Source organism: Vibrio sp. 2-Bac 85, assembly GCF_037546705.1.
Taxonomy (GTDB): domain Bacteria; phylum Pseudomonadota; class Gammaproteobacteria; order Enterobacterales; family Psychromonadaceae; genus Psychromonas.
Window position 1 is genome coordinate 18,685 of sequence record NZ_JALAAB010000024.1, and the last position, 20,489, is coordinate 39,173.

The window sequence follows — 20,489 nt, forward strand, 5'->3', positions numbered from 1 at the left end:
TTTTAAACTGTTTTACAGTTCAAAAGTACTAAGATCTGCACTGTCCACGGAACTGTTAATTTGTCCTACTAAGTAAGAACTAATTTCTGCTTCCTGCGGTGCAACTTGTACATTGTCACTGACTAACCAATGGTTAATCCAAGGGATTGGGTTACTTTTAACTTCAAAGGGTGCTTCATAACCAATCGCTTGCATACGTTGGTTAGCAATGTATTCAACGTATTGACATAAAATTTGTTCATTTAAGCCGATCATTGAGCCATCTTTAAACAGGTATTGTGCCCATTCTTTCTCTTGCTCAGCGGCTTTCATGAAAATAGCGCGACCTTCAGCAAAACACTCTAACGCTATCTCTGCCATTTCTGGATCATCTTTACCGTCAGCCCATAGATTTAACATTTGCTGTGTAGAGTTCAAGTGTAACGCTTCATCACGAGCAATCAACTTGATGATTTTTGCATTACCTTCTAATAAATCACGCTCAGCAAAAGCAAATGAACAAGCAAATGACACGTAGAAACGGATCGCTTCTAAGGCATTCGTTGAACAGATACATAGATATAATTTTTTCTTAATATCACGTAGTGTTAATGCTTCTGTTTTACCTTGAATATTGACGTATTTTACTTCCGTTTGCTCAAATCCGTGTAACTGCATGAATTGCACTGCATGGATAAGTTCATCGTAATAAAAAGAGATATCGATAGCACGTTTTTGAATCTCATTATTATTAACAATATCTTCAAATACTTCATTCGGGTCAGTAAATAGGTTACGTAAAATATGCGTGTAACTACGGCTATGAATTGTTTCTGAGAAAGCCCATGTTTCAATCCAAGTTTCTAACTCAGGTAATGAAACAATCGGTAGTAGTGCAACATTTGGGCTACGGCCTTGAATTGAATCCAACAGCGTTTGATATTTTAAGTTAGAGATAAAAATATGCTGTTCATGATCCGGTAGATTTAAAAAATCGATGCGATCACGGCTAACGTCAATTTCTTCTGGACGCCAAAAGAAAGACAGCTGTTTTTCAATAAGCTTCTCAAATACCTCAAATTTTTGTTGATCGTAACGAGCCACGTTAACTGGGTTACCAAAGAACATAGGTTCTTTCATAGCATCGTTGGAAAGGGTTGAGAATGTTGTATAAGCCATGTGACTCTCCGTCAGAATTCTAATTTCGCGTATCTTAACAACTTACTACGATCCGATCACGGCTTTAGTTTAATTTTGTTTTTATTTTTAATGCAAAAAAATAATGCAACCTTATTTTTTGTGCTTAAAAGGCATAGTCAATAATCCCCACAAATTTGCATTGTCTTTTGCATCTGGAAATTCTGTGATACCAATATCGATCTCCAAATCGGGTTTAGTGGCTTGTGCAGAATAACTACCAAATAATCTATCCCACCATATGACACTGAAACCATAATTCGAGTTACTTTCTTTAAATAACTGGCTGTGGTGAATACGATGTAATATCTGAGTCATTAAAATTAATCGTGTTATTTTCTCTACTTTTTTAGGTAAGCGTATATTGGCGTGATTAAACAAAGCAAACCCGTTTAATAGCACTTCAAATAAGATAACCGCATAGGCTGGAATGCCTAAAATCATGATTGCAATGGCTTTAATAAACAGGCTAGCAACAATCTCTAATGGGTGAAAACGCAACCCTGTACTGGCATCTACATGTAAATCTGCATGGTGTACTTTATGCAATTGCCATAGTAAGGGTACTTTATGAAATAATCGATGTTGCCAATAAATGAGCATATCTAACAACAGTAAACTGAAGGTAATAGTTAGCCAACCTGGTAGTTGAACAAGATTAAATAATCCCCATTGCTGTTCAGTGCAATAAAGTGCAAATCCTGTTAATCCAAGGGGAAGGGCTAATCTCGCGGATAAACCGGAGATAAAAACAATGCCAAAGTTACCGATTAAACGTGTTGTTTTTGTGGGGGCTGTTTTTGTTGTGGGTAGCTGTCGTGCAGGGAAAGCATGCTCCCAGCCTATCATTACCGCTAATATAGTAAAAAATATACCTAGTCGAATAAGTGCATCATCAGCCATGGTTATTTATCCTGCTCTTTGCTTTGTTGAGCATCCGTAACAGTATGACTTTTTAACGTTTGGTAACCGCCATTGATGCGAGTAAAAATAGTGATCGCTCCTAAAAAAGCAAAACTGTAAGCCAATTCAGGAAAGTAAGCTGGCCATAAACAAAAAGCCACAAAAAAGGCGATAGTTTCTGTGCCCTCGGTCAAACCATTTAAAAAATAAAAACTCTTATTAGCAAACTGTGGACGTGCTAGGTTTAATTTTTCAGCGGGAATAGCAAAGGCTAAAAAGCTTGAACCTGTGCCAATAAAGACGGTTAATAATACCGATGCGGCTAATGCATTTTGAACCGGATCCGCTAAAGCAAAGCCTAAGGGAATAGCAGCATAGAACAAAAAATCGACACAAATATCTAAAAAACCACCCGCGCTACTACTACGTTGTTGATAACGAGCCAGCGCACCATCTAAACCATCAAAGACACGATTAAGGATGATCATCACTAAAGCTGCGGTCCAAAGTTGTGCCGCTAATAAAGGAACCGCTAATAAACCAATAACAAAACCAACCACGGTAATTTGATCCGCGTGTACACCACGTTTATCTAGTTGCGTTACGAAGGGCATTAATAAGGGTTTGATGTAGGGAGTGACAAATTTATCTAGCATCTCTTTTCCTATTATTTGGTTTTATGAAGCGACTTCATTTAAAGATACAGTATCTAATGTGATCACTTTACCCTGTGCTGCAACCGCATCACTTTGGTCATGTGTCACCATCACCGCAGGTAAGCTATAACGCTGTATTTGTTCAAACACTAATTGGCGCGTTTCTTGGCGCAATTGGCTATCTAATTTACTGAAAGGTTCATCTAATAAAATTGCTTTTGGTTTGCTTAATAATACACGTAACAAAGCAACTCGCGCTTGTTGACCACCCGATAATTGTTGTGGACAACGTTTTTCCATGCCAGCAAGACCTACTTGATTTAATGCTTCGCTAATTTCATCTTGACGCGTTTGTTTATCACCCTTAGGCATCGCAAAGGCAATATTGCCTGCTACGGTTAGATGCGGAAACAATAAAGGATCTTGATATAACAAACCAATATGGCGAAGGTGGCTTGCGGTATTAGTGATATCTTGGCCATTTAAATACAGCTCTCCAGTGGCAGTAAAATCGCTGGGTAACATGCCTACTAACCAATTTAACAAGGTCGATTTACCACTACCAGAAGGGCCCATAATGGCTAGTACTTCACCGCCTTTAACTTCTTCATTAAGAGATAATAAAGGCGTTCCTTGTTGTTTCAATTGCAAGTGACTAATGTTCAGTGATGGTATTTTCTGAGTCAATGTTGATGGTGATTTCATTTGATTTCCTAACCTCTCTTACGAAAGAAAAATTTTGGTACAGCCCAAGCTAATATAAAAAATAGTGCAGGTAATAACATCTGCATTAATGCGTAAACCGCACTGGTTCTTCTACTCGCTCCATTAGCAAGGGTAACCGCTTCCGTTGTGATGGTATTGATTCGACCTGCACCCGATAACAGGGTAGGTAAATATTGGCTAAAGCTAATCGCTAAACCTAACGCGCTGGCAATTAAAATAGGTGAGATTAAAAGTGGCAATTTTAACTGCCAAAATATTTTTGAGGGCGGCACGCCAAGACTTGCTGCTACTGAGCTAAAGCGAGGATCTAAACGACGATAGCTGTTAGCCAGAGATAAAAACACATAGGGTAAAACAAACAATAAATGCGAAAAAACAACATTAACATAAGCATGTTGGCTGTTTACTTGCTCAAATAACCAAACGATGCCAAATAGAAAAGCGATACTTGGAATAAGCAACGGTAGATAAATAATAAAACCACTGATCGCAGAGATGGTTTTAGTATTTTGTTGTTCAGCTTCAAGTACCAGCAGTGTTAACGCAATAGCAATTAAAGTAGTGCTGATGGCTATTACCAATGTGTTAAATAAGGGCGTTTGCATCTGTAATAAGGCCGATGTCCAATGCAAGCTAACCAGTTGTTGCGGCAGAATATCAGGGTAAGACCAAAAACCTGCAAAAGACCATAACACCATTGCAACTAAGGCTAAGCCAATAATGGAGAGCATCGCGATTGTGATCATATCTGTTAATCGCTTGATGAACATGCCGCCATATTCTCGTTCGCCATTAATTAAAAATGCCGCGCTGCACTTTTTAACCAATAATTCTAATAACCACCAACTACCTAATAACGAGAGAGTAATTACAATTTGTAAAATTGCCCCCGATGACGCTTTAATACGTAAGCTTAAATCAACATCGCTAAACCACTGCATGATTGCAACGGCTAAGGTTGGAGGAGTGTTTGGTCCTAAAATTAAGGGAATTTCTACACTCGCGCTTGAATAAGCTAATACTGCAAGAAGCGGTAAACGCATATAACCGTAAAGGCTTGGTAAAATGACTTTAAAAAAGCCAGTCATTGGACAATAGCCTAAACTCGATGCCACTTTATGTTGTGCACGAAGGGTTTTACCAATTTCAGGTTGTGCTAATACCCCTAGGGCGATTAACAGTAAAAAGGGGAGTTCTTTAAGGGTCAGTCCGAAGATGATACTTAAGCCATAGGGATCATGTGGCAGAAGCCAATCTGGTGGAGTGTCCCAACCTGTTAACCAAGGTGAAACAAGTCGAGATAAAAAACCAGAAGGGGTGATTAAAAAACCAATTGCTATCGCGGCTGCTGCATGAGGAATAACTAATATCGGGCCTAATAAACGCTGGATCCGTTTTAACCATGGGCTATTGAAATAACTCGCGAGTATTAAAATAGTGATTATAAAAGCTAATAATGTACTGACTAAGCTTGTACCAAAGCTGAGCAATACCATACGCTCAATGCCTGGAGTTTGAAAAAGTTGAACAAACCCAAACAAACCAAATTCATGCGCACCAAGTGCGGGAAACCAACCAAAAGCAGGTAACAACACACCTAATAGACCACCTAATACAGGTACTACTAATAATGCAATTAACAGGTATGGACTATTACGCACTACACGCGTAAACAGGGTATTAGCAACTATCATCATTGTACTCCATAGCGGGTAAGCCACTGTTCTGTGATGACTTTAACCCAGCTAGGGTGTAACTCGCCTAACAAACGGGTGTTATCTATATTGATGATATTCGCGCTTGCATGTTGTTTTTCAGGAGCATCAAAGAGCATTTTTTGTGCTGCAGTTAATTGTGATAAATCGAGTACACTACTATCGCCCCAGACAGCTGTCTTTTGTTTTCTAGATTGTGCTTCTGGGCTTAATAAAAAGTTAGCTACTAATTTAGCGCCCTCAATATGAGGTGAGTTATAAGGAATTGCTACAAAGTGGATATTGCTTAAACTACCATCTTTCATTCTATAGCTGCGCGTACTATCTGGTAAGTCATAGCGAGAAATAGCAGAAGGGATTTCAGCGGCTGAAAAGGTAAATGAGACTTGTAGCTCTGTATCGCCCATTAGACGGCGCAATGCTAACCCATTGGATACAAAGTGTTTACCTTGACGCCATAAAGTTGGGTGCAATTGATCTAAAAACTGCCATAACTGCGGTAATAATTGCACTTGGCTTTCTACTGTCGCTTCTTGGTAGAGTTTTTCTTTAATATTCGCCGGCTGTTGTTCATTTAAAATGATCAACGCGTATTTGAGAAAGCTCATACCTAAAAAGTCAGGTGGTTTAGGGTAAGTGAAATGACCTGGGTGATTTTCACTCCAAGTTAATAGTTCGGGTAATGTTTGTGGCACATCATTTACTTTTAAACTATCAAAGTAAAAAGTCAGGGCGGCTTGTCCCCATGGTGCTTCCATTCCCTGTGTTGGGACACCAAAATCGCGTGTCATCGCAGGGTTATTAGTGGGATTGGTTAATTCAAAATTAGGCAACTCTCCCGCCCAATCTGCTGCGAGTAATTCATATTTGGCCATCGATGCAAAGTTAGCCCCGTTGATCCAAACTAAATCAACTTGGCCATTACGATGATTGTCTGCTGCTTTTTCTGCTAAAACACGACTGACTGCTTCACTGGTATCTGTGAGTTTTACATGGTGTAAATTTATCTGATATTTTTGCTTAACTTGATCAGCAACCCATTGAATATAATTATTAATTTGTTGATCGCCTCCCCACGCATGAAAATATACGTTTTGTTTTGTGCCACGTTTTTCAACATTATGCCAAGCACGGGAAGTCGATTTAGCTTCAATATTTACTTCATTTGCAAATACATTGCTGCTAAGCGAAACAACGCTTAGCAGACAAAGACTAATGATCAATTGACGGTAATAGTTATTTAAACATTTACTTAGTCGCATTAATTTTCCAATTGTAATCTAAAAATTTAACATTAAAATCTTGGTTTTTTAATGTTAATGCTTGCTGCGTATTCAATGTCAAAGCCTCTGCATAAAGCCCTATAAAGCTTTGTATTGACTTAGTACCACGAAACCCAACTTCAAAGTCATCACCATACCATTTAAAGATTGACGACAGATAAAAACTATCACCCTTGATGTAGTTACGACTTGTATCTGTTAAGAAACGCTCAGTTTGTTGCGTTAATTGCTGCTCAAGGTTATCGGCTGTGTAAGCTTCTTCTCGAAGTGCAGGGCAGCCAATACTGGCACAGTTTACGGCAAAATGAATACGTGGATCGTTATAGCGGTCACTACCTCGAATAAGATCATGCTCGATATTGTTTAAACTTATTTTTTTACCTAACAGCGGAATAAATTCTTTATCCCACGGAGAACTAAATAAACTTCCTAAATCTTTAATCGATTCTAGGTCAGGGTATTCAGTTAAAATAAACTCAACAGTCCATGCATTATAAGCATTGATTAAAAATGCTAATTGCTTCTCTTTCGACCAAGCATCAAAATCTGCACGAGAGACTTCACTTAATTTATCAAGGTAAACTTGTAGTTCGCTTTCTTGACTCTTAAAAGCAGGGTAGTCAACCGCTGTGCTGTGTCCTTTATTAATTGGGGAGATATTTTGCTCAAGTAATTCAGTCCAACTAGCATGTAAATTAGTGCTTGTATCAGCATAAACATTACTTAGCATTGAACTGCTCAATAGTGCAGCCCCTAAGGTGAAGCGCACTAGGGCGCTTACCTTATTGGTTGTATTTGCTATGACAGATGCCATTAACCACGTCTCCATGTATGGTATTTCTCTAACCAGTTTAATACTGTTTGTGGTGCATGATTACGCTTCCATTCACCGGCTGCGTACTTATTACCTTCAGCCCATGTTGGGTAACTGTGGATCGTACCTAGAATCTTATTCAGTCCTAGGCCGTGTTTCATGGCTAAAACAAACTCTGCGATTAAATCACCAGCGTGTTCTGAAACAATGGTTACCCCTAAAATCTTATCTTTACCTTTAGGCGTGATGACCTTGATAAAACCTTTAGTCGCACTATCTGTGATTGCGCGATCTAGCTCTTCAAAATCAAAGCGAGTAATTTCATAATCAATACCACGTTCTTTAGCGTCTGCTTCATTAATACCAACACGAGCAACTTCAGGGTCAATAAAGGTTGTCCATGGGATCACGCGGTAATCCACTTTAAATTTCTTCAAGTTACCGAATAAACCATTGACTGCAGCGTACCAACCTTGATGCGCAGCAACATGTGTAAATTGATAAGGACCAACAATGTCACCAGCAGCAAAGATGTTCGGGTAAAGAGTTTCTAAATACTCGTTAGTTAAAATAGTACGGTTTGTTTCAATACCTAACTCTTCTAAACCATAACCCGTTAAACGTGCACTTCGACCTACCGCACATAATAATTGGTCATACTCAATTTCAATCTCTTGTTCGTTATGTTTAACGATGATGAACTTCTTACCGTCTTTCATTTCACAACGTAATGCTTGATGTGAAGTCAGGATATTAACGCCACTTTCTTTTAGCGATTCAGTTGCAAATTCAGACACTTCAAGATCTTCTTTGATCATGATGCGTTCAGCCATTTCAATTTGCGTCACGTTAGAACCTAAGCGTGCAAAACTTTGTGCTAATTCTGAACCGATTGGACCGCCACCTAATACCACTAACTTTCTCGGAGCTTGTTCAAGCTTAGCGAACTCATTCCATAATGTATCACTGGTCACATAACCTGTTTCTTCAATACCTGGTAGTGGTGGTACAAATGGACGTGCACCGGTTGCAATAACAATACTGCGTGTTGTTAGTTTCTTGGTTGTTCCATCTTCATAGCTAATTTGTACAGTCCAAGGGTCAAGGATTTTTGCATAACCTTTCTCTACTTCAACACCTAAGTTAGTATAACGTTCAACACTATCGTGAGGTGCTACATCGGCAACAACTTGATGAACACGTTCCATTACTTTTTTGAATGAAAACTGTGGTGTTGTATCTTCTAAACCGTAGTGGTGCGCATTACGAATTTGTTCAGCAATTTTTGCACTTTTAATAATAGCTTTACTCGGAACACAACCATAGTTAAGACAGTCTCCACCCATCTCTCCGGCTTCAATTAAAGTTACCTTCGCTTTTACTGCGGCTGCAATATAACTAGTAACAAGGCCACCTGCGCCAGCACCAATAACAACCATATTACGGTCGAACTTAGCTGGTTTAGTCCATTTACTGTAAACACGGCGTTTTTTGATCATATTGACAATTCCTTTTGCGATAAGTGGAAATAGACCTAATAAAACAAAAGAGATAATTAGGTTAAAGGATAAAATATTCGATAGGCTATCTATTTGAGCAAGCTGAGTACCTGCGTTTACGTAGATAAATGTACCGGCTAACATACCTAATTGGCTAACCCAGTAGAATGTCCACGATTTAAGTGCAGTTACACCCATTAATAGGTTGATTAAGAAGAAAGGGAAAATAGGCACAAGGCGTAAAGTGAATAGGTAAAAAGCACCTTCTTTTTTGATCCCTTCATCAATCGCTGCTAGTCGTTCTGGAAAACGTTTTTTAAGTGAATCACGTAATAAATAACGCGACACTAAAAATGAACACAAAGCACCTAAACTTGAAGCAAATGAAGCAATCACAAAGCCTTCAAACAATCCAAATAAAGCGCCAGCAGCTAGTGTTAAAATAGCCGCTCCGGGTAATGCTAAAGCGGTAACTAAAACATACAGAACAAAGAAACCACCAATAACTAAAAGCGGGGATTGCTCTCTCAACTCACTGAATTGATCCATTGATCCTTTCAATCCATCTAAGGTTAAGAGTTGGTGTAAGTTGAAATGAAAAAACAATCCTATTAATACGATTGCCAATAACAGTAGTACGATCTTCTTTAACATAGTTTATAACCTTTATATGGATGCGATGTGGTGGTCTTCAATTGAGCAACAACTTCTTAAGCACCAACGTCGAATTTTCATACCCATGACTTTATTATTTTAAAATCGCTGCCTTATTACCGAACAGCTTTTCATCGTGCAATGGATAACTCAAACATAAAGACCTTAGTAAGCTGTTTTTAATTGCTTATTAATCTAAAAAAAGTGAAAAAAGTTAATTGAGATGTTTTTTGGAACAAAAAGTATAGGAGAGATAGTAGAAATGATCTGGTTATTTTATTGTTTAAAAGCAAAATGTTAGTTTTGTCTGCAAACGCACGAAACATAGATTATAGGCAAAAAAAAAGAATGTACTTAGTACATTCTTTTTATAACAATTAATTGTAACTTATCCACAATAATGACACATTTAATTAAACACAACGGTTATATCTTACAAGCGCCACCGGCACAGCCATCGTCTTCAATTACTTTTTCATCATCAGCACCATCACGGGTGTTATGGTAATAAAGTGTTTTAAGACCCATTTTGTAAGCCATTAACAGATCTTTAAGTAACGTAGTCATCGGCACTTTGCCATCATCAAAACGTTTAGGATCATAGTTAGTGTTTGCTGAAATAGCTTGGTCAACAAACTTTTGCATAATACCTACTAACTCTAAATAACCTTGGTTATTAGGGATGGTCCATAACAGTTCGTAGTTTGCTTTGTATTTATCAAACTCAGGAACAACCTGTTTTAAAATCCCATCTTTACTCGCTTTGATACTGATGAAACCACGTGGTGGTTCAATACCATTGGTTGCATTAGATATCTGGCTTGATGTTTCAGAAGGCATCAATGCTGATAATGTTGAGTTACGTAAACCATCTTTAACGATATCTGCACGTAATGTTTCCCAATCTAGGTGATAGGCTTCATCACAAATCGCATCTAGCGATTTTTTATAGGTATCTAATGGCAGAATACCTTTTGCGTAATTAGTTTCATTAAATAGTGGGCAAGCACCACGTTCTTTGGCTAATTTGTTTGATGCTTTCAATAGGTAGAATTGAATCGCTTCAAAGGTTTTATGTGTCAGGTTGTTTGCACTGCCATCTGAGTACTTCACGCCATTTTTTGCTAAGTAGTAAGCATAGTTGATTACGCCTATACCTAACGTACGGCGGTTCATGCTGCTTTTTTCTGCTGCTAGAATTGGGTAATCTTGATAATCTAATAAGTTATCTAAAGCGCGTACCGCTAGTTCAGACAGTTCTTCGATTTCATCTAATGACTTAATCGCACCTAAGTTGATGGCTGACAACGTACATAACGCAATTTCGCCTTCTTCATCTTTAATATGACTTAACGGCTTAGTCGGCAATGCAATTTCTAAACATAGGTTACTCTGACGAACCGGTGCAACTTTACTATCAAATGGGCTATGCGTATTACAATGGTCGACATTTTGAATGTAAATACGACCTGTACTTGCACGTTCCTGCATCAGTAGTGAGAATAATTGTACTGATGGAATCGAAGTTTGACGAATAGACTCATCACTTTCATATAGATGGTATAAACGCTCAAATTCATCTTGGTCTTCAAAGAAAGCATCGTATAGTCCCGGTGTATCAGATGGACTAAATAAAGTGATGTCTTTCTTGTCGATTAAACGTTGGTAGAATAAACGGCCCAGTTGTACACCATAATCAAGATGACGAACACGGTTTGAGTCGATACCACGGTTATTTTTAAGTACTAATAATGATTCAACTTCTAAATGCCAAATAGGGTAGAAGACCGTTGCTGCACCACCACGAACACCACCTTGAGAACAAGATTTAACCGCCGTTTGGAAGTGTTTGTAAAAGGGAATACAACCTGTGTGGAAGGCTTCGCCACCACGGATTGTACTACCCATTGCGCGAATACGACCTGCATTGATACCAATACCCGCACGTTGCGATACATATTTCACAATGGCGCTTGAGGTCGCGTTGATAGAGTCTAAGCTATCATCTGCTTCAATAAGTACACATGAACTAAATTGACGTGTTGGTGTACGTACGCCAGACATAATAGGCGTCGGTAATGATATTTTAAATTGAGACGTTGCGTCGTAAAAACGTTTTACATAATCTAAACGCACATCTTTATCGTAATCAGCAAATAAACAAGCAGACACCATCAGGTATAAAAACTGTGCACTCTCATAAATCTCGCCGGTAACACGGTTTTGAATCAGGTATTTACCTTCTAACTGCTTTACTGCCGCATAAGAGAAGTTCAAGTCACGATCATGGTCGATAAACTTGTCCATTTCTTCAAATTCTTGTTTGGTGTAATCGGCTAATAGATGCTCATCGTATTTGCCTTTTGACACCATTTTACTGACATGTTCAAACACACTTGGTGGCGTGAAACGACGGTAAGCACGTTTACGTAAATGGAATACCGCTAAATGAGCTGCTAAGTATTGGTAATCTGGTGACTCTTCAGAGATTAAGTCCGCAGCGGCTTTGATAATAGTTTCATGAATATCGTCGGTACGAATGCCATCGTAAAACTGGATATGTGAATTTAACTCTACCTGTGAAACAGAAACATTACTTAGCCCTTCAGCCGCCCATGTGATCACGCGGTGAATTTTCTCAAGATCAATGCTTTCTCTCTTTCCGTTTCGTTTGGTCACAGATAGGTTTTTATTCATTTTTTTACCTTTTTCGAAGAACAAAATAATTACTTTAGCGATTACAAGCAGTTATTTCTTATAGTGTTGATTGTTCATTTAAAACACAAGATGTAGTGTTGGTTTTAAGGAAGAGGCACAAGATAAAGCTTTTTGAAAATTTTTCAAGGGATAACTATTATTAAATTAGTGGATAAAATTGTGGACAAATTGGCATGGTTTATATCTGTTAGTACTTACTAACAAAATGCTGTAAGTGAGGTCTGTTTTATACAAATTGCAATAACTATTTTGGTTTTTTTTAAATGTAAAAATTGCGTTTTATAGCAGCAATAATTTTTAAAAATTTATTTTTTGATATCTCAATTTTACAATTCTTTATGTTGATAGATTATTGATAAAACCTATCAACTTAGTTTTTAAATAATATAATAACGATACCTTCTATATTAACTCTCCTTGTTCGTCGACTCTTCATCCTCAGTTATCATTAACTTTCGTTGATCCCATAATTTAATTTTTTGCTTTTAAGTTGTTGATCTTTCTTAAGAGTGTAGTAGACTCCGGTGAAAATTTATTGTCATAAATTAGTCATTTATATAATCACTAAGTGTTATTTTATCGGCGATGATTGTTGATGTGTTTATTAGGCTTCTATTCGTCCTAGCCTACTATTCAAATATTGATAGGACGTGAGATATTAAAATGAAAAAAGTAATATTATTATTAATGGTGTCAGTGTTAGCCGGATGTGCAACTCATGCAGAAATTAAAATGCCAGTCGTCGTAAAAATACATGATACGGCCTATGAAAATAAGTCGCTAAATTATGAAATATTATATAGCCAACCTAAGCCTGGTATCTTCACTGGAGGAGAACAATTACCTTTAGCTCCATTAGAAGAAGCTGAGTTATCTGTTGCATCGGCATCAACTTTAAAAGAGCTGCCTAAACTTATATTTGAACAGTTACCTATTTCGGTTAAGTATTTAGTTGATAATCCTGACTTAACGTTAAAAATTGAACTGACCGCATATAACAAGCGCGGGCCTGCTTATGCAGATTATGAATTTGCAAAAAGCCTTGGTAAAAACTTATTAACGTTGGGTTTTGCATCTTCTGAGTACGATATTATTGCAGACTTTGACGCGAAATATATTTTACAGCAAAAAGGCGAAGTTATTTTTAGTAAAAACTTTAAAGTAAGAGACCAAGTTGACCATGAAAGAGGTGATTTTGAGTCTTATAACACATTAAATGACTTTACATCTCAAATACTAGAAAAGCACCTGATCTTGACTTTACACGCCTTTTTTAAAGATGCGGCAGTGAATGTAAAAGGTTAATTGTTAAGTCGCTGTAAATATTTACAGGGACTTCAAAATACTAGTACAGGCCCTTAGATTATTATTAAACGTGGCTATTGATAAAGGAGTGCTTATACACTCTTTTATCAATGCTCTACATTAAACCTTACCTGACAGCATTCATTTAACCATTAATAGTGTTTATAAATTTAACAAAGGTGCTCTTCTGGCATTTTAACCCCCTCTACTGATTCTATAAACTTTCCCTTCGATGCTAGAAACTCAATCAATTGATCCGCGCTTAAGTCGCTGCCCATGCAAGTATGAAAACGTGCATTCTCACCAAAACTAGTAGCAATTTCTGCTTTTAACGCTTGTTTAGTATAAGTTTGTTCTGATTTTGCCATCATTTCCATAACCTGATGACCGTGTATAGATTGATTCATGTTTAATCTTCGCTCCGATTTTTATCAAATATCCACAGTAGTGGATGAGTTAACTTCGGCACACTATAACCAAACCAATTACTTAGGTATTGATGCAAAACAAATTGTGTCTATAAGCAAAGTGTCAGCAATAGATTTATATAGATTGAGTCTTATTAATAGATATCAGTTTGATAGGCTGTGAATGCGACTGTTATTGCTGGAGCTAGGTATTAGTGGTGTTTACTCGAAGATTTTTTGAAGTGTTTTATTTGAAATTCAGCGCAAATAAGGTTTAAAAAAACGCCACTAGTCAGCGGCGTTTGATCTTATTAACAGTCAGTTTTATACCGTTTCTTGGAATGCTTTTTTGCCTTCGAAGATCTCTTCATCAAGCTCTCCTTCACTTTTAGCAACCAATAAAGAAACCATCATATCGCCACAAATATTAACAGTAGTACGCGCCATATCAAGAATACGGTCGATACCTGCAACAATCGCTAATCCTTCCAGTGGAAGGCCGACGGTTGTTAATACTAATGAAAGCATGATCAGACCAGCACCAGGGACACCTGCGGTACCTACTGACGCTAATGTAGCCGTTAGTATGATCGTAATGTAGTCAGCAGCCTCAAGGTCAACACCAAATGCCTGTGCGATAAACAGAGCACAAACCCCTTGATATAAAGCCGTTCCATCCATGTTAATGGTTGTACCAAGTGGTAGAACGAAACTTGCGATACCTTTAGAAACTCCTAGTTCTTCACGTGAAGCTTTAATTGTCGCTGGCAGAGTGCCTGAACTACTTGCTGTGGTAAATGCAACGGCAGCTGGGTTTGTTAAGCTTTTTAAGTAACGAACAGGGTTTAGGCGGCCCACAATAGCAATCACACCACTGTAAAATACAACAATATGGATTAATGCCCCTAAATACACAACGGCAATTACTTTTATTAATGGTAGTAATACGTCTGCACCATATTTGCCTGAAACCCAAGCCATTAGGCCAAATACGCCATAAGGAGCAAGTTTCATCACTAACTCAGTTAGTTTATACATCGCTTCTGCAAGGCTTTCAAAAAGCTTGATCGCAGGATCGGCTTTTTCACCAATCAACGCTAAAGAAACACCTAAACCAATAGCAAACACGATAATTTGTAAAATATTACCCGCTGCTAATGCGCCTACTGGGTTTTTAGGGATCATATTAAGTAATGTTTGGACCAAAGTCGGCGCATTAGGTATCGCTGCATCTGATGATACTGCAACCATCTCCAATCCTGCGCCCGGTGTGAAAATAGTAGCAAGCCCAAGACCAATAGTGATTGCAAAAGCCGTGGTTCCTAAATAAAGCACAATTGCTTTAAGTCCAATTCGTCCCATTTTTTTGGTATCTTGCATTGAAGTGATACCGACAATAAGTGAGAAAAAAACCAACGGAACAATCAGCATTTTAATGGCATTAATGAAAAGTGTACCTAATGGTTTAAGAATTTCAGCACTAGGCCCCATCAAAGTACCAACCATCACACCGAGAAGCATTCCTATCAGAATTTTTTTCCATAGTTCCAGGCGTGACCATACTCCACCTGATTGAGCTGAGTTATTTTTGTTGTTCATAACAAGTCCATAAAGTCGTTAAAAGTGATAAAAAATGAATTTTTAATAATATAAATTGTTGAGGGAGCACATCATAATCACTTGATCTGTTAATTGATATAGATTGGTTTTTATTTTATTTATGAAAATAATATCTGTTTTTAAGGTTATAGGAGGAGAAAACCTTGCTATTTTAGGTGTTTATTATTTTTTCAGGGAGGTGTCTGGGAGGAGGCCGGTGTTTAGTTTTATGCCGCTTTGATTGAGCGAGATCAAAACCGTAGAGCTTAAAAACGTTGGTGTATGAGAGAAAAGGATTGAAAGTTAAACGTTTCAAAACTGCATTACTATGCAAATAAAGTCCTTCAGTTTGTTGTTTGAATACTCATGATCTTACCCTGAATCTGTATTTTGATTGTTATTAATGTACTGATATATTGATGCATTGATAATTCGAATTTTCTTCTGAATGGTGTATTTCTCTATGACTAAACAAATTGTATTTATTGGACAAATTTCAGATAAAGAAAAAACAGCTTGGATAACGTGTATTCAAGCGCAATTAACAGGCGTGAGCATTATCGCTTATGAGGCGCTATCCCCAGAGCAAAAACTCAATATTGAGGTCGCGATCGTGGCGAACCCTGACCCTAAACAACTCACCGAGCTACCTAAATTAGTCTGGATACAAAGCTTATGGGCAGGGGTAGAAAGGTTAGTGTCAGAACTACCTAATACAAAATTTGATATCGTGCGTATGGAAGACCCAAACTTAGCTGAAACAATGGCAGAGGCAGTCGTCGCATGGACTTTTTATTTACATCGCGATATGCCCAAATACCTTCAACAACAAAGACAAAAAATCTGGCGTGAGCTTGATTTAGTAGAACTAAAAGATAGAAGAATCGGAATATTAGGGTTAGGGGTACTGGGTAGTACATCTGCAAAGAAACTACGACTTAATGGTTTTAATGTTACTGGATGGAGCCGTAAACTGGCGAGCATAGAAGGCGTACAATGCTTTAATGGTAAAGATGGGCTACAGAAAGTATTAACACAGTCAGATATTTTAGTGAGCTTATTGCCATTAACACATGAAACGCAACACTTATTAAATGACCACAACCTAAGCCTATTACCTCAAGGTGCATCGATTATTAATTTTTCACGTGGAAAGGTAATAGATGAAAAAGCATTATTATCTCACCTAGAAAGCGATCACTTAAATCATGCTGTGTTAGATGTTTTTAAAATAGAACCTTTACCGGTTGATAATGCACTGTGGGAGTCGCCAAAGGTAACTATTTTGCCTCACATATCAGCACCGACAAATACCAGAACTGCATCAAAGTTAGTTGCTAAGAATTTATTGAACTATTTTGATACCGGTGAGATCCTCAACGCAATTGACCGTACTAAAGGTTATTAATAGCGAGCGTGATGAGTTAATTTTAATTGAAAACCTCAATTCTGGTTAATGAAAGCGGAATTGAGGATAGTTAAAATCATCAAATCATAAAATCATAAGATTATATTTTGGGGCTATACAGTGCCGTTAGTTTTGCGTAGTTCAAGGCGAATTATTAAAGCTTGAATCTAAGGTTAACTGTAGATATTCATTATTTTAATATTAATTGACGAACTTGGTCTGCGCTTAATGGCCTTACTAGACGATCAACTTCTTTACCATCGCGAAGTAATATTAATGTTGGCCAAAGTTTTACCTTAAATGCGCGACCTAAAACTTTGCCTTTACCGTCATATATTTTGATATGAGGCAGCTTTGACTGTGTAGTTAAGGAGTGCTCAGTTAATACTTCTTTTATTGCGCCTGTTGCTGCCTGACAGTGAGCACACCAAGGTGCACCAAACTCTATAATAGCATCGCCCGTTAACTCGCTAATTTGTTCAAATGTAAGCGTTTCTTCTTCGTAATCAGGGTTAAAACCGGTTTCATTAATTTTCATATTATTTATTCCTCTTATAGAGTGCAAACCTGTTTAAGGTAATTTTCTGCTGTGCTAACGGATCAAATCCGGTTATCTATTAGCTTGACTAATATTGGCGCTATTTTTACCTATCGCCATTAAAACAGGCATTTGGCCATTTGAACTGTTCATACTAAAAGGCGTTGTTATAGTTGTATTCACAAAGTTATTCGTCGCAAAGGCTTGTTTAACTCTTTCTACTGATAACCCCATTTCATCCGAATCATTATCTGATAGCCAATCCCATTGTACGAAGCTGCCTTGTTCTTTTAATAATGATGCTAATAAACTTAATGTCGTTTCATAATCAGGTAAGAAGCTACAAACGGAGGAAGCCACAATTAGATCAAATTGCTGGTTTAACTCTGGCTGGTGGCTAATGAGATCTTCAGACAAATAATCAGCAACAGAGACCACGTTATTTAATGCCTTGTTATTTAAATACTTTATCATTTCTGAAGATGGGTCAATCGCTACTATTTTTCTTACGCTTGGACTAATCAGTTCAGTTAATGCCCCTGTACCACAACCGAAATCAAGCACCCTCAAACCATCAATATTTATGGTTGCGACAAGCGCTGAAAATGCGTTTTTTGCATATTCTTTAACACTAGGATCAGTGTCCCAACTATCGGCATATTGGTCCCATTCATTACTCAACATATTCTCCAAAAATAACTTATAAAATCGTTTACAGGACAGAGAACTAACTTAATAAAGGTTATAAGTCTGCTAGGGAAGGTAGTTATATCCGTTACCAATCAACTTTGAATGATAACGGTTATAGTAAGGCGTGTTAGGTAGAAAGATCGCCTTGTATTTGTGCGTTACCCATTTTATTTGTGAGCAATAGGCTTATCAGTAAAAAGGTAGTCCTTTAATTCTTTGTCAAAGGTCGGATCCTGTCGTCTGATCCACTCAAGCACCATTGCGGCGTGCTCTTTTTCTTCATCTCTATTATGTGCAAGTATTGCTTTTAATTCTTCATTCTTACAGGCATCGACTCGCTGGTTATACCAATCCACAGCTTCAAGTTCTTCCATCAGAGAAGTAATAGCTCGATGCATATCTCTGGTTTCATTTGACAGTTCATCTATTGGTTCGTGATAGCCTTCATTTGACATTTTTATCTCCTCAATAATTGATGTGATGATTGTAATGTATACCCAGGTTGTTATATTTCTAAATTTCACCCTGCTTATTACAATAAAAATACAATAAATTACATTGAGTTGAGGTTCAATAGATTCTTATATTTTCAATGCAATAAGTGGTGCTGTAGCAAACTTTATTGCGAGTGATTGAGCATGCCCATTTTTTCGTTCGAAAGGGCAGTGTTTTTAAAGATAAACTTAGTCTTGATGTGCTTTATCTGTTTTAGCCTTTAATATCCGCTTTAGTCTTTAATAATCGGCGCTAGATAGTTTGACCCAAGCTGACGCATTTGTCGCTCAACCCAAATCACTCTTTGGTTAAGTTCAACACTTAAATCTCGAGGATCTCGTGTTTGTGGGCTAGGCAGTAATACTGCTAATTGTGCCGCTTGATTATTGGTGAGATAACGTGCTGATTTTTTAAAATAATGTTGGCTGGCAGCCTCAACACCATAAATCCCTTTACCAAATTCAGCGATGTTCAAATACACCTCTAAAATACGCTTTTTACCCCAAACTGCCTCGAGGCTAATCGCTAAACCAGCCTCTAGACCTTTACGTATAAAGCTTCGACCCGACCATAGGAAAATATTCTTTGCCGTTTGTTGTGTGATAGTACTTGCACCACGTAGCCCATCACCATCACCGTATTGTTCAACGGCCTTAATGATCGCACTAAAATCAACACCATAATGCAGAGGAAAACGTTGGTCTTCAGACGCGACCACGGCCAAAGAGATCGAGGATGGCAGTTTATCAATACTGATCCATTTTTGTGTTACAGGATAAGGGCTTTGCATCATAAATGCCGTTGTTGGCAAAGGCACAAAGCGGAATGCTAATAAGATCAAAGTCATAATCAATAATAAGCGCCACAGGACGAACCATATTTTTCTTAAAAAACTCGATTTACGCTTTGCCATGGGTTATCTCTAATTGGGTTCACGAGGTGGTTAAGGTAAACAACTCGAAAAAATATTGATGATTAATCTAAACTTGCTCGTTTGTAATGAAAACAAGCAGTGTCATATAATGCCACATTTTAAGTTTTTTGCTTTTAAAAAATTAAAGCAACCACGAAGCGCTGCGCTTCACGAAGGACACGAAGAAAAATTAAAAAATTAAAAAATTAAAAATTTATAATACTTTATCTTTTGATCTTACCTTCTCTTAACTTCGTGCCTTCGTGGTTAATTGCTTTTGACCTTATCTTTTTCAACTAAGTAACTTTGTGGTTAATGGTTTTTGCTTTTAAAAGATTAAAGCAACCACGAAGCGCTGCGCTTCACGAAGGACACGAAGAAAAATTTAAAAGTTAAGCTGTTTATCTTTTGACCTAACTTTCTCTTAACTTCGTGCCTTCGTGGTTAATCGCTTTTGACCTAATCTTTTTAAACTCATTAAGTTTGTGGTTAACGTCTTTTTTTAAAAGCATAAAGCAACCACGAAGCGCTGCGCTTCACGAAGGACACGAAGAAAAAATTAAAAAATTAAAATACTTATCGCTGTTTATCTTTTGACCTAACCTTCTTTTAACTTCGTGCCTTCGTGGTTAATTGCTTTTGACCTTATCTTTTTCAACTCAGTAACTTTGTGGTTAATGGTTTTTGCTTTTAAAAGATTAAAGCAACCACGAAGCGCTGCGCTTCACGAAGGACACGAAGAAAAATTTAAAAGTTAAGCTGTTTATCTTTTGACCTAACCTTCTTTTAACTTCGTGCCTTCGTGGTTAATCGCTTTTGATCTTATCTTTTATCAACTAAGTAAGTTTGTGGTTAATGGTTTTTGCTTTTAAAAGATTAAAGCAACCACGAAGCGCTACGCTTCACGAAGGACACGAAGAAAAAATTAAAAAGTTAAGATACTTATAACAATTTATCTTTTGACTTAACCTTCTTTTAACTTCGTGCCTT

The 20,489-nt window shown here is 37.5% G+C and carries 17 protein-coding genes and 1 pseudogene; 2 read left to right on the forward strand and 16 right to left on the reverse strand.

Going from position 1 to position 20,489, the window contains the following annotated elements; translation table 11 throughout:
- Positions 1–12 precede the first annotated feature (12 nt).
- From nrdB to nrdA, 10 genes and pseudogenes are all read right to left on the reverse strand, one after another.
- Positions 13–1,158 (reverse strand): class Ia ribonucleoside-diphosphate reductase subunit beta, encoded by a 1,146-nt coding sequence (nrdB, locus tag MT390_RS18430; protein ID WP_166369625.1) that lies wholly within the window; start codon positions 1,156–1,158, stop codon positions 13–15.
- 111 nt (positions 1,159–1,269) lie between these two features.
- Positions 1,270–2,079: a sterol desaturase family protein gene (locus MT390_RS18435; protein WP_499442613.1), complete on the reverse strand. Its 810-nt coding sequence runs from the start codon at positions 2,077–2,079 to the stop codon at positions 1,270–1,272.
- Between the two features lie 2 nt (positions 2,080–2,081).
- Positions 2,082–2,735, reverse strand: a complete 654-nt coding sequence (locus tag MT390_RS18440) for a CDP-alcohol phosphatidyltransferase family protein (RefSeq protein ID WP_499442614.1) — start codon at positions 2,733–2,735, stop codon at positions 2,082–2,084.
- A gap of 21 nt (positions 2,736–2,756) precedes the next feature.
- Complete coding sequence (locus MT390_RS18445) at positions 2,757–3,440, reverse strand: ATP-binding cassette domain-containing protein (protein WP_499442615.1); 684 nt, start codon at positions 3,438–3,440, stop codon at positions 2,757–2,759.
- A gap of 8 nt (positions 3,441–3,448) precedes the next feature.
- Positions 3,449–5,158, reverse strand: a complete 1,710-nt coding sequence (locus MT390_RS18450; RefSeq protein ID WP_499442616.1) for an ABC transporter permease — start codon at positions 5,156–5,158, stop codon at positions 3,449–3,451.
- Positions 5,155–6,438, reverse strand: a complete 1,284-nt coding sequence (locus MT390_RS18455) for an ABC transporter substrate-binding protein (RefSeq protein WP_499442617.1) — start codon at positions 6,436–6,438, stop codon at positions 5,155–5,157. The genes MT390_RS18450 and MT390_RS18455 overlap by 4 nt, the downstream gene beginning before the upstream one ends.
- Positions 6,425–7,273, reverse strand: a complete 849-nt coding sequence (locus tag MT390_RS18460) for a DUF547 domain-containing protein (protein WP_499442619.1) — start codon at positions 7,271–7,273, stop codon at positions 6,425–6,427. The genes MT390_RS18455 and MT390_RS18460 overlap by 14 nt, the downstream gene beginning before the upstream one ends.
- Positions 7,273–8,772, reverse strand: a complete 1,500-nt coding sequence (locus MT390_RS18465; protein ID WP_499442630.1) for a dihydrolipoyl dehydrogenase family protein — start codon at positions 8,770–8,772, stop codon at positions 7,273–7,275. The genes MT390_RS18460 and MT390_RS18465 overlap by 1 nt, the downstream gene beginning before the upstream one ends.
- Before the next feature lie 117 nt (positions 8,773–8,889).
- Positions 8,890–9,426, reverse strand: a pseudogene (locus tag MT390_RS18470) (TVP38/TMEM64 family protein); the annotation flags it as partial.
- A gap of 426 nt (positions 9,427–9,852) precedes the next feature.
- Entirely contained in the window at positions 9,853–12,123 is a 2,271-nt protein-coding gene (gene nrdA / locus MT390_RS18475; protein WP_166369639.1) for a class 1a ribonucleoside-diphosphate reductase subunit alpha, read from the reverse strand.
- A 684-nt stretch (positions 12,124–12,807) separates the two neighbouring features.
- Between nrdA and MT390_RS18480 the strand changes: the two genes are divergently transcribed.
- Positions 12,808–13,449, forward strand: a complete 642-nt coding sequence (locus MT390_RS18480) for a hypothetical protein (protein ID WP_499442620.1) — start codon at positions 12,808–12,810, stop codon at positions 13,447–13,449.
- 170 nt (positions 13,450–13,619) lie between these two features.
- On the opposite strand, the gene MT390_RS18485 is transcribed toward MT390_RS18480, so the two are convergent.
- Positions 13,620–13,856, reverse strand: a complete 237-nt coding sequence (locus tag MT390_RS18485) for a YecH family metal-binding protein (RefSeq protein WP_499442622.1) — start codon at positions 13,854–13,856, stop codon at positions 13,620–13,622.
- 324 nt (positions 13,857–14,180) lie between these two features.
- Positions 14,181–15,455, reverse strand: a complete 1,275-nt coding sequence (locus MT390_RS18490; RefSeq protein ID WP_499442624.1) for a dicarboxylate/amino acid:cation symporter — start codon at positions 15,453–15,455, stop codon at positions 14,181–14,183.
- Positions 15,456–15,918: 463 nt separating this feature from the next.
- Here MT390_RS18490 and MT390_RS18495 point away from each other — a divergent pair, with 463 nt between their 5' ends.
- Positions 15,919–16,863 carry a 2-hydroxyacid dehydrogenase gene (locus MT390_RS18495; protein ID WP_499442625.1) on the forward strand — a complete coding sequence of 315 codons (945 nt, stop codon included), beginning with the start codon at positions 15,919–15,921 and terminating at the stop codon, positions 16,861–16,863.
- Positions 16,864–17,053: 190 nt separating this feature from the next.
- Here MT390_RS18495 and MT390_RS18500 read toward each other — a convergent pair whose 3' ends face one another.
- The 4 genes from MT390_RS18500 to mtgA form a co-directional block, all read right to left on the reverse strand.
- A complete protein-coding gene (locus tag MT390_RS18500) occupies positions 17,054–17,401 on the reverse strand; it encodes a thioredoxin family protein (RefSeq protein ID WP_299666097.1) in 348 nt (115 codons plus the stop codon).
- A gap of 72 nt (positions 17,402–17,473) precedes the next feature.
- The gene (locus tag MT390_RS18505; protein ID WP_499442627.1) at positions 17,474–18,085 is read right to left on the reverse strand and encodes a class I SAM-dependent DNA methyltransferase; all 612 of its coding nucleotides are present in this window, start codon (positions 18,083–18,085) and stop codon (positions 17,474–17,476) included.
- Between the two features lie 173 nt (positions 18,086–18,258).
- Positions 18,259–18,546: an encapsulin-associated ferritin-like protein gene (locus MT390_RS18510; RefSeq protein WP_028869728.1), complete on the reverse strand. Its 288-nt coding sequence runs from the start codon at positions 18,544–18,546 to the stop codon at positions 18,259–18,261.
- A gap of 272 nt (positions 18,547–18,818) precedes the next feature.
- Positions 18,819–19,499: a monofunctional biosynthetic peptidoglycan transglycosylase gene (gene mtgA, locus MT390_RS18515; RefSeq protein WP_299666105.1), complete on the reverse strand. Its 681-nt coding sequence runs from the start codon at positions 19,497–19,499 to the stop codon at positions 18,819–18,821.
- Positions 19,500–20,489 lie beyond the last annotated feature (990 nt).